Source organism: Pseudomonas sp. RA_5y_Pfl1_P24, assembly GCF_963970945.1.
Lineage (GTDB): Bacteria > Pseudomonadota > Gammaproteobacteria > Pseudomonadales > Pseudomonadaceae > Aquipseudomonas > Aquipseudomonas tritici.
The window spans coordinates 95,728-109,697 of record NZ_CAXAOJ010000002.1 but is presented as its reverse complement, the minus strand read 5'-3'; the positions used below and the strand labels follow the sequence as shown (position 1 = coordinate 109,697).

At 59.5% G+C, this 13,970-nt stretch carries 11 protein-coding genes; 6 read left to right on the top strand and 5 right to left on the bottom strand.

The window, feature by feature from the left end; all coding sequences use genetic code 11:
* Nucleotides 1-8: 8 nt before the first annotated feature.
* From rraA to ppsA, 3 genes are all read right to left on the bottom strand, one after another.
* Nucleotides 9-500 carry a ribonuclease E activity regulator RraA gene (gene rraA, locus AACY30_RS03065; RefSeq protein WP_339467878.1) on the bottom strand — a complete coding sequence of 164 codons (492 nt, stop codon included), beginning with the start codon at nt 498-500 and terminating at the stop codon, nt 9-11.
* Nucleotides 501-688: 188 nt separating this feature from the next.
* Nucleotides 689-1,678, bottom strand: coding sequence for an alpha/beta fold hydrolase (locus AACY30_RS03060; RefSeq protein WP_339418817.1), 990 nt, complete (start codon nt 1,676-1,678; stop codon nt 689-691).
* A gap of 106 nt (nt 1,679-1,784) precedes the next feature.
* Nucleotides 1,785-4,160 (bottom strand): phosphoenolpyruvate synthase, encoded by a 2,376-nt coding sequence (gene ppsA / locus AACY30_RS03055; protein ID WP_339427937.1) that lies wholly within the window; start codon nt 4,158-4,160, stop codon nt 1,785-1,787.
* A 178-nt stretch (nt 4,161-4,338) separates the two neighbouring features.
* Here ppsA and ppsR point away from each other — a divergent pair, with 178 nt between their 5' ends.
* Nucleotides 4,339-5,157, top strand: a complete 819-nt coding sequence (gene ppsR, locus AACY30_RS03050) for a posphoenolpyruvate synthetase regulatory kinase/phosphorylase PpsR (RefSeq protein WP_027603681.1) — start codon at nt 4,339-4,341, stop codon at nt 5,155-5,157.
* Between the two features lie 86 nt (nt 5,158-5,243).
* Here ppsR and AACY30_RS03045 read toward each other — a convergent pair whose 3' ends face one another.
* A complete protein-coding gene (locus AACY30_RS03045) occupies nt 5,244-6,668 on the bottom strand; it encodes an aminotransferase-like domain-containing protein (protein ID WP_339467876.1) in 1,425 nt (474 codons plus the stop codon).
* A gap of 160 nt (nt 6,669-6,828) precedes the next feature.
* On the opposite strand from AACY30_RS03045, the gene AACY30_RS03040 reads away from it, so the two are divergent.
* Genes AACY30_RS03040 through AACY30_RS03020 form a run of 5 tightly spaced genes read left to right on the top strand, consistent with a single transcriptional unit; the run spans nt 6,829 to nt 12,314 of the window.
* Entirely contained in the window at nt 6,829-7,722 is an 894-nt protein-coding gene (locus tag AACY30_RS03040) for a DMT family transporter (protein ID WP_175403055.1), read from the top strand.
* A gap of 38 nt (nt 7,723-7,760) precedes the next feature.
* Nucleotides 7,761-9,623 (top strand): molybdopterin-synthase adenylyltransferase MoeB, encoded by a 1,863-nt coding sequence (gene moeB, locus AACY30_RS03035; RefSeq protein ID WP_339467874.1) that lies wholly within the window; start codon nt 7,761-7,763, stop codon nt 9,621-9,623.
* Nucleotides 9,624-9,638: 15 nt separating this feature from the next.
* Complete coding sequence (locus tag AACY30_RS03030; protein ID WP_339427934.1) at nt 9,639-10,553, top strand: PLP-dependent cysteine synthase family protein; 915 nt, start codon at nt 9,639-9,641, stop codon at nt 10,551-10,553.
* A 37-nt stretch (nt 10,554-10,590) separates the two neighbouring features.
* Nucleotides 10,591-11,583, top strand: coding sequence for a serine O-acetyltransferase (locus tag AACY30_RS03025; RefSeq protein ID WP_339418827.1), 993 nt, complete (start codon nt 10,591-10,593; stop codon nt 11,581-11,583).
* 2 nt (nt 11,584-11,585) lie between these two features.
* Complete coding sequence (locus tag AACY30_RS03020) at nt 11,586-12,314, top strand: alanyl-tRNA editing protein (protein ID WP_339427932.1); 729 nt, start codon at nt 11,586-11,588, stop codon at nt 12,312-12,314.
* Between the two features lie 75 nt (nt 12,315-12,389).
* On the opposite strand, the gene prpD is transcribed toward AACY30_RS03020, so the two are convergent.
* Nucleotides 12,390-13,874 (bottom strand): 2-methylcitrate dehydratase, encoded by a 1,485-nt coding sequence (gene prpD, locus AACY30_RS03015; protein WP_339467868.1) that lies wholly within the window; start codon nt 13,872-13,874, stop codon nt 12,390-12,392.
* Nucleotides 13,875-13,970: the final 96 nt, after the last annotated feature.

Sequence of the window (13,970 nt, the reverse complement as noted above, 5' to 3'; positions counted from 1 at the left end):
CTCCTGTCTTATTCAGGCATTTTCAGCGGACTGGGTGAAACGATCACGCCGTTGTTATCGGCGTATACGTATTCACCCGGGCGAAACGTCACGCCTGCAAACGTGACCACTACGTTCAGGTCACCGATACCGCGTTTGTCGGTCTTCATCGGATGGCTGGCCAGAGCCTGAACACCCAGGTCGGTCTGGGCGATCACATCGACGTCACGGATGCAGCCGTAGATCACCAGGCCTTCCCAGCCGTTTTTCGCGGCTTTCTCGGCAATCATGTCGCCCAGCAGCGCGCGGCGCAGCGAACCACCCCCGTCGACCACCAGCACCTTGCCAGCGCCAGGCTGGTCGGCTTGTTCCTTGACCAGGGAGTTATCTTCGAAGCATTTGACGGTGACAATCTCGCCGCCAAACGAATCTCGTCCGCCGAAATTGCTGAACATCGGCTCAAGCACTTGCACCAGATCCGGGTAGGCGTCGCACAGGTCGGGAGTCACGTAATGGTTCATTGAAAAATTCCTTTCTGTCAAAGAGGTGTCTTTCGAAAGAAGCGCCAGGCAAAGCAGGTGCGAAACATCCCATCCGCTTCGCCGCAACGCAATAGCCACTGCGCGACTGAATATGACCAGAAGCGTTTGACGCGTCATATCTTAGCCGCAACCACACACGAGTGAAACGCCCTTGGCAGAGCGCTCCTTCAAGCCTCGGCCAATACCTCGGCTTGCGCGCCAGACAAGGGTGTGAGCGGATCTTTCAGCCACTGCGCCACCAATGGCCACACTTCGACCTGCGCGGCTTTGCTGACGAGCATTTCCACATGCCCGAAATCCCCGCTAAACCCCCGCTGGCGGCCCAGGCACAAGTATTGGCGGTGCTCGGAGCCGACTTGCTCAAACAACTTGCGGCAGGCCCAGTCGGGGTCTTGATGATCCCCGGCAGCACTGACAGCCAGCAGCGGCACATCGACGCTTGCCAAGCCTTTCCACCAGTCGTGTTTACCTTCACCAAACCGCCCGAACAGGCCATTCCAGCGCATAGCTTCGATCAACACGCCCGCAGGTTCGTCCTCAGGGCCGCGCTTGAAGCGCGAGCCCGACAGCTCGCCGAAGCGCTTCAAGAGCAAGCGGCCCGTCCATTCCACCGGGGGGAGTTTCAACGGCCAGTGGGTGCGACTGACCTGACAGCCAAACAGTGCCACTGAAGCCACTGCCGGCGCGCCAAGGTGCTGCCCGCCCAAGGCCGCCGCCAAGCTTGTCCCCCCCAGGGAGTGGCCGATCCAGTGTGGAACCTGTCGGCTTTGCTCGCGCACAAAGGCGCCAATGGCCGGTAAGTCATAGCGTGCGTAGTCCGCGACGCGGTTGCGAGCGTAGTGATGATTGCGCTTGGACAAGCCGTGGCCACGCATTTCCGGGATCCACACATCAAAGCCCTGGCGCGCCAGATAAGCGCCCAGGCCGATCCCCTTGGGCGAATACCAGAAGCGCCGATTGGAAAAACTGCCATGCAACAAAATAACCGGAATACCGCGGTTTTCCGAGGCATCGGCCAAGCCCAAACGGGTAACCGCCAACTCCACGGTGCCGTCGGGGCTGTTGCCAGGTTTGAGGCGGTACACATCTTCACTCAGGTCGCCACGACGTTCAGCGCTGATCAGGGCGACGGGAAACAGGTTGCTGCTGCTTTGCATAATGCTCTTGCACAAAAAAGGGCGGCGTCCGGAAGGATTTCCGCCCTGCACAGATAAGAATGCCGGTCACCCTCAGCGGGTGACCGGCACTTTTGACGTGACGACCTTAGGCCGACGCTTGGCCTTCCGCCAGGAAGAACCAGGTTTCCAGCACGGAATCAGGGTTCAGCGAGACACTTTCGATGCCCTGCTCCATCAGCCATTTGGCCAGGTCCGGGTGATCGGAAGGGCCTTGGCCGCAGATACCGATGTACTTGCCAGCCTTGTTACAAGCCTGGATAGCATTGGCCAACAGCTTCTTGACGGCAGGGTTACGCTCGTCGAACAGGTGAGCGATGATCCCGGAGTCGCGATCCAGGCCCAGGGTCAGCTGGGTCAGGTCGTTGGAGCCGATGGAGAAACCGTCGAAGAATTCCAGGAACTCTTCAGCCAGGATGGCGTTGGACGGCAGTTCGCACATCATGATGATGCGCAGGCCGTTTTCGCCACGGGACAGGCCGTTTTCCGCCAGCAGGTCAACCACTTGGCTCGCTTCGCCCAGGGTGCGCACAAACGGCACCATGATCTCGACGTTGGTCAGGCCCATCTCGTTGCGCACGCGCTTGAGGGCGCGGCATTCGAGCTCGAAGCAGTCACGGAACGCTTCGCTGATGTAACGCGAGGCGCCACGGAAACCCAACATCGGGTTTTCTTCTTCCGGCTCGTAGAGTTTTCCGCCGATCAGGTTGGCGTACTCGTTGGACTTGAAGTCCGACAGGCGCACGATGACCTTTTTCGGGTAGAACGCCGCAGCCAGGGTGCTGATGCCTTCCACCAGCTTCTCGACGTAGAAGCCCACCGGATCGTTATAGCCAGCGATGCGCTTGTCGACGCTTTCTTTAATATCCAGCGGCAGGCCGTCGTAGTTCAACAGGGCCTTGGGGTGCACGCCGATCATGCGGTTGATGATGAACTCCAGGCGGGCCAGGCCAACGCCGGCGTTCGGCAACTGCGCGAAATCAAAGGCACGGTCCGGGTTGCCGACGTTCATCATGATCTTGAACGGCAGGTCGGGCATGGCGTCGATGGAGTTCTGCTTTATATCGAAGCCCAGTTCGCCTTCAAAGATAAAGCCGGTGTCACCTTCGGCGCAGGAAACCGTCACGCCCTGGCCGTCCTTGAGCAGTTGGGTGGCGTTACCGCAACCCACTACCGCAGGAATGCCCAGCTCACGAGCGATGATCGCCGCGTGGCAGGTACGCCCGCCCCGGTTGGTGACGATGGCGCTGGCGCGTTTCATCACCGGTTCCCAGTCCGGGTCGGTCATGTCGGAAACCAGTACGTCACCTGGCTGGACTTTGTCCATTTCGGACACGTCCTTGATGATCCGCACCTTGCCGGCGCCGATGCGTTGGCCGATGGCACGGCCTTCCACCAGTACAGTACCGGTTTCTTTCAGCAGGTAGCGTTCCATGACATTGGCCGAAGTGCGGCTCTTCACGGTTTCCGGACGGGCCTGCACGATGTAAAGCTTGCCGTCGTCACCGTCTTTGGCCCACTCGATGTCCATCGGGCACTTGTAGTGCTTTTCGATGATCATCGCTTGTTTAGCCAGTTCGCTGACTTCAGCGTCGGTCAGGCAGAAACGCGCGCGCTCGGCCTTGTCGACATCAACGGTTTTAACCGAGCGACCGGCCTTGGCCTCGTCGCCGTAGATCATCTTGATGGCCTTGCTGCCCAGGTTGCGGCGCAAGATGGCCGGACGGCCGGCTTCAAGGGTGTGCTTGTGTACGTAGAATTCGTCTGGGTTGACCGCGCCCTGTACAACGGTTTCGCCCAGGCCGTAGGCGCCGGTGATGAACACCACGTCACGGAAGCCCGATTCGGTATCGAGGGTGAACATCACGCCGGCGGTGCCGGTTTCCGAACGGACCATACGCTGTACACCGGCGGACAAGGCCACCAGCTTGTGGTCGAAACCTTGGTGCACACGGTAGGAAATCGCGCGATCGTTGAACAGCGAGGCGAACACTTCCTTGGCCGCGCGGATCACGTTTTCCACGCCGCGGATGTTCAGGAAGGTCTCTTGCTGGCCGGCGAAGGAGGCGTCTGGCAGGTCTTCGGCGGTGGCCGACGAGCGCACGGCGACGGCCATGTCCGGGTTGCCAGCCGACAGGGCAGCGAAGGCGACGCGTATTTCTTCGTTGAGCTTCTCAGGGAACTCGGCGTCCATGATCCACTGGCGGATCTGGGCGCCGGTCTTGGCCAGGGCGTTGACGTCATCGACGTCCAGAGCGTCCAGCGCGGCGTGGATCTGAGCGTTGAGGCCGCTCAGTTCGAGGAAATCCCGGTAAGCCTGGGCCGTGGTGGCGAAACCACCAGGCACCGACACACCAGCGCCTGCAAGATTACTGATCATCTCGCCGAGGGATGCGTTCTTGCCCCCCACGTGCTCTACATCATGGACGCCGAGCTTATCGAGGGAAACTACGTACTCTACCAAGGTGATCTCTCCACTAACTGTGTTGGAAAAGCTCAGGACGCCGGCAGCTCAGTAGGAGCATTCGCCAGCGCTTGTGGCCTGGACCTGGAAAATAAGTGAGAATGCGGCCCACTGCGGGACGGCAAAATCGCGCCTATCATATCCAAGATTCGCCATCAGCTTAAGGCCCAGGGCTCAAATGAAACGATCTGCTTTCTTTATCTCCGACGGCACCGGCATCACAGCCGAAACATTGGGTCAAAGCCTGCTCGCGCAGTTCGAAAACAATACCTTCGCCAAATTCACCCGGCCTTATATCGACAGCGTGGATAAAGCGCGGGCCATGGTACAACAAATCAATCTGGCGGCTGAAAAAGACGGCTTTCGGCCGATCATTTTTGACACCATCGTCAATCAAGACATCCGTGAGATACTCGCAACCTCCAATGGTTTCATGATCGACATCTTCTCGACGTTCCTGGCGCCACTGGAGCAGGAGTTGAGTGAACACTCCTCCTATTCAGTAGGAAAGTCCCATTCCATTGGTCATAACTCCAACTATATGGAGCGTATCGAGGCCGTCAACTTCGCCCTCGACAACGATGACGGCGCCCGCACTCACTATTACGATAAAGCCGACCTGATCCTGGTGGGCGTTTCGCGCTGCGGCAAGACCCCAACCTGTCTGTACATGGCTATGCAATTCGGCATTCGTGCGGCCAACTACCCGCTGACCGAAGATGACATGGAGCACCTGACGCTGCCGGCCGCCCTGCGGGCGCATTCGCATAAGCTGTTTGGCCTGACAATCGATCCGGACCGCCTCACTGCGATCCGCAATGAGCGCAAGCCTAATAGCCGCTACTCCAGCTATGCCCAGTGCGAGTTCGAGGTGCGCGAGGTAGAAAATCTGTTCCGTCGCGAGAATATTGCGCATATCAATTCCACGCATTTTTCGGTGGAAGAGATTTCAGCGAAGATTTTGGTGGAGAAAGGGGTGGAGCGTAGATTCAAGTGAAGCAGTTACAAGCTACAAGCTATAAGAAAGAACCAATCGGCTCTTCTAGTCTTGCAGCTTGTGGCTTGGAGCTTATAGCTTATAGCTTATAGCTGAAACCTTCCTCCCCCCTGCCCCAGCGCGGTGGCCAACGCATCAAACCCCGCCCGCAACAACTGATCATTCCCCGACGTATTACAGATACTCGCCCGAATAAATTGCGGCACCGCCGTCTGCCCCACGGCAAACGCCTCGGCCGTAGCAATCAAGTAGTTGTTCTGCCTGAGCTCCGCCTCGATTTCCGACGCACGCCACGGCTCCGGCACTTCAATCCAGAAATGCGGGCTGTTGAGGTGGGTGCGGTATTCCAGGCCCGCCAGAAGATCGCGTACCAGCGCCTTACGGCGGCTGATCTCATTGATCTGCTGGCGCAACAGGTATTGCGCCGTGCCGTTCTCGATCCACTGGGTGGCCAGCTCAAGGGTGACAGGCGTGGCCATCCAGCAGGTCGAACGCAGCGCCGCCGAAATACGGCTGACCAACGCCGGCGGCGCATGCACATAGCCCACACGTAGCCCGGCCGACACCGCCTTGCTCAGGCTACTGATCAAAATCGTACGCTCGGGGGCGAAATGGCTGAGGGGCGGTGGTCGGTCTTCGACCAGCACACCGTGGGCTTCATCCTCAAGAATCAGCAGGTTGTGTTCGCGACACACCCTGACCAAGGCTTCGCGACGCGCCACCGAGAGCACCGCGGTGGTCGGGTTCTGGATCGTCGGCGTGCAATACAGCGCTGAGACCCGGTGATTACGACAGACTTCATCCAGCGCGCTCGGCAGCACACCTTCTTCATCCATTTCCAGGCCGATCAACCGGATACCCAGCATGCGCGCGGCGGTGATCAAACCGGGGTAAGTCAGCTGTTCGGTGACCACCGTATCGCCGGCCCGCAACAGCGCCATCATCGAGCACAGCAAGCCATGCTGGCCGCCGTTGACGCAGATGACTTGCTCGGGGATCGGATGAAAATCACGCTGCACCAGCCACTGCGCACCGGCTTCGCGGTAGCGCGGCAGGCCGGCGTCCGGGGTGTAGGCACTGATATCCTGGAGAAACTTGGCGTTGGTCGACAGGGTTTGGAAGCTCTGGGCCAGAAACAGCGTTTCCTGCCCTGGGATGTGCATGTTGCGGCTCATGTCGAAAAACTGGCGCGGCTCTTCGCTGAAGTTGCGAAAACCTTCATCGCGCTGGCGCTCCATCCCACGCTTGCGCACGAACGTGCCGTCACCGACCCGCGCGACAACCAACCCCAGACGTTCCAGCTCGCCGTAAGCGCGGCTGATAGTGCCGATGGTGACGCCAAGATTGTCGGAAAGCACCCGATGGGGCGGCAGTTTTCGTCCCGGCTCAATCAAGCCTTCGAGGATGCCCCGTTCCATGACATCGGACAGGCGCTTGTACTTCACGCCCTGCCCGCTGGACAACCCCTCACGCATAATTGACACCATGTCAATATTTGTTTTGACAGCCATCTTTCGCCCTAATAGTGTGCTTTTACGGGTTCAATCGCCGAATTTTACAACTCATTACACGCTCAATATAGAGTTCAATTCCGGCTCAGGGAAGCAATAAACGATGCCAATGTCCGCCGTTCTCGAAAACACTGCCAAGACAAAACCCCAAAAACAGTGGTTGGCCGGCTTGGTCACCAGCGTGATGTTCCTGATCGTGTGCCTGAGCTGGGGCACAACCTGGCTGGGGATCAAGATTGCCGTGGAGAGCGTTCCGCCACTGACCTCCGCCGGTTTGCGCTTCCTCATCGCCTTCCCGCTGTTCCTGTGTTTTGCCATGGTGCGTCGCGAGCCGATCCTGTTTCCACGTGAGAGCCGCTGGTTCTTCGTGTTCGTGACCTTGTCCTACTTCAGCGTGCCCTACTACCTGCTCAACTACGGCGAGATGCATGTCTCGTCCGGCCTCACCGCTTTGTTATTCAGCTGCATGCCGGTATTCATCCTGATTTTCTCCGCGCTGTTCCTGCGCGAACGTATCTACTTTTCCCAGGTGGTCGGCATCGGTATCGGCTTCGGCAGCCTCTACATGATCATCAAGAGCCAGGGCCTGCACCTGGACCACGCGGAGTTCTTTGGCGTCCTGGCGATCCTGACCGCGGCAATCATGCATGCCTTGTGCTACGTGATTACCAAGCAAAAAGGCAGCGCCATCAGCGTTATCACCTACAACACTCTGCCCATCGGCATTGCCGGGATGATGCTGTTCGTCGCCGGGCTGTGGTTTGAAACACCGACATTCGAAGACATCACCCTGCGCTCCTGGAGTGCCCTGTTCTACCTGGGGCTGGTGGCTTCAGTGGGTGGGTTCATCGTGTACTTCATGCTGCTCAAGCGCTTGAGCCCGATCATCCTGTCGTTCGTGTTCATCATCTTTCCGGTGTTCGCGGTGATCATCGGCGCCTGGTACGAAGGCTTGGCGATTTCCCGCGACCTGATGCTGTATTCGGCCATTCTGCTGGCCGGCTTTGCGATCACCAAATTGCCCATCGAGAAACTCATGGCCAAGAAAAATTGACCCTCCTTTCCCATCAACATGAGCAACGCGAGAGAAACATGGACGTCCTCCGCCCAAAAGCCCTGGAACAGATTTACGCCCACGCCAGCCGCAGCTACCCCGAGGAATGCTGTGGTTTTGTCTTCGCCGACGGCAGCGTGTACCTGGGCAACAATATCCAGAATGAGCTGCACCGCAAGAACCCCGAGATGTACCCGCGCAGCGCGGCCAATGGCTACACGTTTTCGGTGGCCGACACCCTGCTGATGAACAAGGCGTTTCGCAGCGACAACCCGGTGGTGGTGATCTACCACTCCCATCCGGATGTGGGTGCCTATTTCAGCGACGAAGACCAGGACAAGGCGCTGTTCATGGGCGAGCCGATCTACCCCGTCAGCTACCTGGTGGTAGACGTTCGCCAGGGCCAGGCCCTGGGCTCCAAGCTGTTTGCCTGGGATGGCAAGCATTTCGCCCTTAAACCTTTCAACGACCTGCACACGGAGTTGTCCATGAACGCTGTCTCTTTCCCTGACATTCTGGTTCGCGTGGCCAAGCTGCCGGAATCGACCCTCGAGGGCACCGGATCGACATTGCGCGAAGTCATTGAAAACCTCTGCGGCAGCCACCCGCAATTGCGTCCGCACCTGTTTCACGAGAAGAACAACCAGCTCAAGGAACACTTCCTGTTTACCGCTGAGGAGGAGCTGATTGGTGCCGATGAACGGCTGCCTGAAAAAGCCAGAATCGAAGTACTGCTCGCCACGTCGGGCGGCATCGACGTCGACGCTTTGAGCAACGAGGAAGTACAGCGCTATGTGCGCCACATCACCCTACCGGGTGTCGGTCGCGAAGGTCAGTTGAACCTCAAGAAAGCCAAGGTGCTGATTATCGGCACCGGTGGCCTGGGTTCGCCGATCAGCCTGTACCTGGCAGCCGCCGGCATCGGCACCCTGGGGCTGGTGGACTTCGATGTGGTGGAAAGCAGCAACCTGCAACGCCAGATCGTCCACGGCAACAGCACATTGGGTATGCCAAAGGTCGAATCCGCCAAGCAGCGCCTGCAAGACCTCAACAGTCATATCCAGATCAATGCCCACGACACCGCCCTGAATGCCGACAACGCCCTGGAACTGGTGGGCGCCTACGACCTGGTGATCGACGGCACCGACAATTTCGACACCCGCTATTTGGTCAACGACGCCTGCGTGCAACTCGGCAAGCCCTTGGTGTACGGCGCCATCTACCGCTTCGACGGGCAGATCAGCGTGCTCAACTACAAAGGCGGCCCGTGCTACCGCTGCCTGTTCCCCAGCGCGCCGCCGGCCGAACTGGCCCCCAATTGCAGCGCCGGGGGCGTGATCGGCGTACTGCCCGGCGTGGTTGGGATGATCCAGGCGACCGAGGCCATCAAGCTATTGATCGGCATTGGCGAGCCTTTGTCCGGCCGCTTGATGCGTTTTGATGCGCTGGCGATGAAGTTCAGCGAGATCCGCTTCAAGCGCCGCGCTGATTGCCCGTGCTGCTCGGAACTGCGCCACAGCCAGGCCCACACTCCAACGGTCTGCGCCGACGCAGTGCCGAACAAGCCTTCACTGGCCGAAGAACGCTATATCAAGCCCCGCGTGCTCAAGCAACTGCTCGACCACCCGCGCAGCGCCGACGTACTGGTGGACGTGCGTGACGCCAGCGAACTGGAAGTGTGCAAATTGCCGGGCGTGGTGCATATCCCCCTCGCCGAACTGGACGGGCACCTCGACAGCCTCAGTCGGGACAACACCCACTATTTGATCTGCTACGCCGGAACCCGGGCCGAACAAGCCGCCAGTACCTTGCTGGCAGCCGGCTTCGCTAACACCAAAGTCCTGCAAGGCGGCATGAAACACTGGGTTCGCGACGTCGAACCCGACATGCCTTTGTACTGAGCCGGGGGCTGACTGATGTTGCATAACTCCATTCTCGACGTGATCGGCCATACGCCAATCGTGCGCCTGGCGCAGTTTTCCGAAGACCTCGGCGTCGAGGTCTACGCCAAGCTGGAATCCCTAAACCCGGGCGGCAGCCACAAGGCGCGCATCGCGTTGGGCATGATCCTCGACGCCGAGCGCCGGGGTGTGCTGATCCGCGACTCCGGGCAAACCATCATCGAGCCCAGCGGCGGCAATACCGGCATTGGCCTGGTAATGGCCGGCAATGTGCTGGGCTACAAAGTCGTGCTGGTGATCCCCGACAACTACAGCCCCGAAAAACAGAAGTTGCTGCGTTTGTACGGAGCCAAGGTGGTGCTGTCGGACAGTCGCCTGGGTAACAACTCCCACGGCGAAAAGTGCATGGAGCTGCAGCTGGAAAACCCCAGCTATGTGATGCTCAACCAGCAGCGCAACGGCGCTAACCCACAGACTCATCGCGACACCACTGCACCAGAAATCCTCCGCGCCTTTGGCGAGCAACGCGCAGACTATTTTGTCAGCGGCATCGGCACCGGTGGGCATATCACCGGCATCGGCGAAACCCTGAAAGCTGCCTGGCCAGCCCTTCGCGTCATGGGCGTGGAACCGGAAGAATGTGACCTGCTGAAAAACCAGCACGCGCCGCACCACATCCAGGGCCTGTCGATTGGCCTGATACCAAGCATCCTCAACCTGGGCGTGATCGACGGCATGCTCAAGGTCTCGCGTCAGGAATGCATCGACATGATGAAACGCATCATGCGCACCGACGCCATCAGCCTGGGCCTGTCTTCCGCCGCCAGCATGGTGGCCATCGCCAAGCTTGCCCCCGAACTGCCGCCCGAAACGGTGGTGTTGACCATGGTCTACGACAATGCCGACAGCTACCTGCCGAGTTTCGAATAATCGGTTTTCCAACCATCCAGAACGCGGGGGTGCCTCTATGGGCGGCTTTATCGACATGCAACAGTTGCACGATGAGTTGATCACTCACCTCATCAAGACCCTCACACCCGTGCAAATGAAACAGCTGGAACCGCACCTGGCACCGTTGATCCAGAATGCCGCCCAGGCAGTGGCCGAGGACCTGATCGCCTACGCCTACCGCGATCCGGCATCACGTGGGCGTGGCGAGCTGATCCTGGAGTCCTACGCTTCGTTCAAGGCGGTGCTGTATTACCGGCTGGCACACTTGGTGTGGAACTTTCCCGACCAGACCAACGGGATGTTTTCCCGCATCGCGCTCAAGCTCAGTAACCAGGGCAAAGTGCTCTCCGGCGCCGAGATTCACCCGGCAGCGCGGATCGGCCGACGCTTCGTGCTGGACCACGGCTACGGCACGGTGATCGGCGAAACCTGCGAGATTGGCAACGACTGCTACATCCTCTGCGGCGTCACCCTGGGCGCCCGTGGCATCGCCAACAACCCCGACGGCAAGCGCCACCCGCGCCTGGGCAATAACGTCGAAGTCGGCTCCGGCGCCCGCGTGCTGGGCTATGTACTGATCGGTGACAACGTATTTATCAGCCCATCCTGCGTGATCACGCAGGACGTTCCCGCTGGCACCAAAGTGAAGGTGGTGAACCAGATCCAACTGCAAAAGAACGATGAGTCGGACCACAGCAACTACCTCGGCGCCTTCGCCCTGGATGAGCGGTTACATGTGGTTGGCGAGATCAATGCCAGCCACAAGGTGACGGTGCTGGACGCCGACTTTCACCCCTTGCAGGGCCTAATGCTGGAGCCCACGGTAAAAGAGCGTCACCACCTGCAGTTCCGGTTGCACCGGGTGGAGTCGGGCAACCCATTGCCGCGCTTGCCACTGAACCTGAAGGTCTGCGGCCCCGAATTTGAAATAACCCTGCTCTCACCTCCTGGCTTGAGTGCAATGGTGCGTTCCCTGCTGCAAGCCAGCCCACTGATCGTACGAGGTTGAACATGTCTGTGCACACCATGGAAACCCTGGCGCTGTTCGACAGCGCGCCCTACCAGAATGCTTTCAGCGCACGGGTGATTGCCGTCAGCGAACACGGCATTGCCCTCGAGCACACGCTGTTCTATCCCACGGGTGGCGGGCAGCCAGGCGACACCGGCCACCTCACACTGGCGGACGGTACGCGGGTCGAAGTGACGGGCACGGTGCGCGACCCGGTGCTGCGCTCGATCATCTGGCATCAGGTGGAATACTGCCCCGAGCAACTGGTCGCCGGGGTGCAGGTGGACGCCGGACTCGATTGGGATCGCCGTTACCAGCACATGAAAATGCACACCTGCCTGCACCTGTTGTGCTCGATCATCGACGCACCGGTAACGGGATGCAGCATCAGCGCGGACAAGGGGCGCCTGGATTTCGACCTGCCGGAAATGACCCTCGATAAAGACACCATCACCCGCGACCTCAATGCGCTGATTGAACAGGCTCACGCGGTGAAAACCCTGTCGATGCCGGCCTCGGAGTACGCCACCTTGCTGCAGATCACCCGCACCCAGGCGGTGGCTCCGCCGGTGATTCAGGGCTCGGTCCGGGTGATTGAAATTGCCGGTATCGATATCCAGCCGTGTGGGGGCACGCATGTGACCAACACCGAAGAAATCGGCCGGGTGTTTTGCGAGAAGATCGAGAAGAAGAGCAAGCACAACCGCCGAGTTATTTTACGGTTCGAATGACCTCTGGCCCTGACTTGATAGCACTGACAATAAAGATCACTGATAGGGTTTCCACCGATGAATACGTAGTGCCAATCAGATCACGAACAGGTCCACGAACCGATTCACGGGCATCGCCTCAAGCCGCGCCTGGTCCTTGCACAACGCAACAATCTCGCCACAGCGCTGTGCAGTAAACCGCGTAGCCAGGTTGGCCTTGAACTTGTCTTCCAGCAAGGGAATGCCATCCACTCGGCGCCGGCGATGCCCAATCGGGTACTCAACCGCCACCTGCTCAGTGCTGCTGCCATCCGTGAAGAACACCTGAACGGCGTTGGCGATGGAGCGCTTGTCGGCCTCCAGGTATTCACGGCTGTAGCGCGGGTCTTCGACAATGACCATTTTTTGCCGCAACTGATCGATAATTGGATGCGCGGCGTGGAATTCATCTTCGTACTGCTCGGCCACCAGATTGCCGAAGGCCAGCGGCACCGCAGTCATGTATTGCAGGCAATGGTCACGGTCCGCTGCATTCGCCAGTTGGCCGACCTTGGAGATAATGCGAATCGCCGACTCATGGGTGGTAATAACGATACGCTCGATTTCATGCAGGCGATCTTTCACCAATGGATGCAAGGTCACCGCCGCCTCACAGGCCGTTTGCGCGTGGAACTCTGCCGGGAAGCTGATCTTGAACAGCACGTTCTCCATCACATAAGTGCCGTAGGGCTGGGACAGGCTGAACGCGCGGTTGTCCTCCGGCTTGAGCATCAGGTCCTTGTTGGTGTGGCTGAACAGCACGTCGTAGAACCCCCACTGCGGCGCGCTCAATACGCTGGGAATACCCATCTCGCCACGCAACGCGATATGCGCCAGCCGCACACCCCGACTCGACGCATCCCCTGCCGCCCAGGATTTGCGCGACCCGGCGTTCGGCGCATGCCGATAAGTGCGCAACGCCTGCCCATCGACAAACGCATGGGACAACGCCGCAAGCAACTGCTCCCGGTTGGCGCCCATCAGCTTGGCGGTGACGGCCGTGGAGGCGACTTTTACCAACAGCACATGGTCTAGGCCGACGCGGTTGAACGAGTTTTCCAGGGCAATCACGCCCTGGATTTCGTGGGCCATGATCATCGCTTCCAGCACGGTGCGAACTGTCAGCGGTGCGTCGCCATTGGCCACGCGTTTTTGCGACAGGTGATCGGCGACGGCGAGGATGCCGCCGAGGTTATCCGAAGGGTGACCCCATTCGGCGGCGAGCCAGGTGTCGTTGTAGTCGAGCCAACGCACGATGCAACCGATGTCCCACGCCGCCTTGACCGGGTCCAGCCGGAACGACGTCCCCGGCACCCGCGCGCCAAACGGCACCACCGTGCCCTCGACGATCGGCCCCAGGTGCTTGGTGCACTCGGGGAAGCGCAAGGCCAGCAGGCCGCAACCTAATGTGTCCATCAAGCAGTGGCGGGCTGTGTCCAATGCGTCCTGCGAGTCGATCCGGTAGTTGAGGACATAGTCGGCGATGTCCTGCAGGACCTGGTCGTAGTCGGGGCGGTTGTTCTGGTCGACGTTGGCGCTCATGGCAGTGCTCCAAAAAATGGTTGGGGGGTAGTCCTCGGGGTCACGGTTGATCGGGTTGCGGCCGGTCTGGTTGCCTGCCTATATGCGTAATGCACC

Bases quoted from the DNA above. Each gene is read 5' to 3' on its own strand.
- ppsR (WP_027603681.1), top strand. From the start codon at position 4,339: ATGAAACGATCTGCTTTCTTTATCTCCGACGGCACCGGCATCACAGCC.
- AACY30_RS03030 (WP_339427934.1), top strand. From the start codon at position 9,639: ATGTTGCATAACTCCATTCTCGACGTGATCGGCCATACGCCAATCGTG.
- rraA (WP_339467878.1), bottom strand. From the start codon at position 500: ATGAACCATTACGTGACTCCCGACCTGTGCGACGCCTACCCGGATCTG.
- AACY30_RS03025 (WP_339418827.1), top strand. From the start codon at position 10,591: ATGGGCGGCTTTATCGACATGCAACAGTTGCACGATGAGTTGATCACT.
- prpD (WP_339467868.1), bottom strand. From the start codon at position 13,874: ATGAGCGCCAACGTCGACCAGAACAACCGCCCCGACTACGACCAGGTC.
- AACY30_RS03020 (WP_339427932.1), top strand. From the start codon at position 11,586: ATGTCTGTGCACACCATGGAAACCCTGGCGCTGTTCGACAGCGCGCCC.
- moeB (WP_339467874.1), top strand. From the start codon at position 7,761: ATGGACGTCCTCCGCCCAAAAGCCCTGGAACAGATTTACGCCCACGCC.
- AACY30_RS03045 (WP_339467876.1), bottom strand. From the start codon at position 6,668: ATGGCTGTCAAAACAAATATTGACATGGTGTCAATTATGCGTGAGGGG.
- AACY30_RS03060 (WP_339418817.1), bottom strand. From the start codon at position 1,678: ATGCAAAGCAGCAGCAACCTGTTTCCCGTCGCCCTGATCAGCGCTGAA.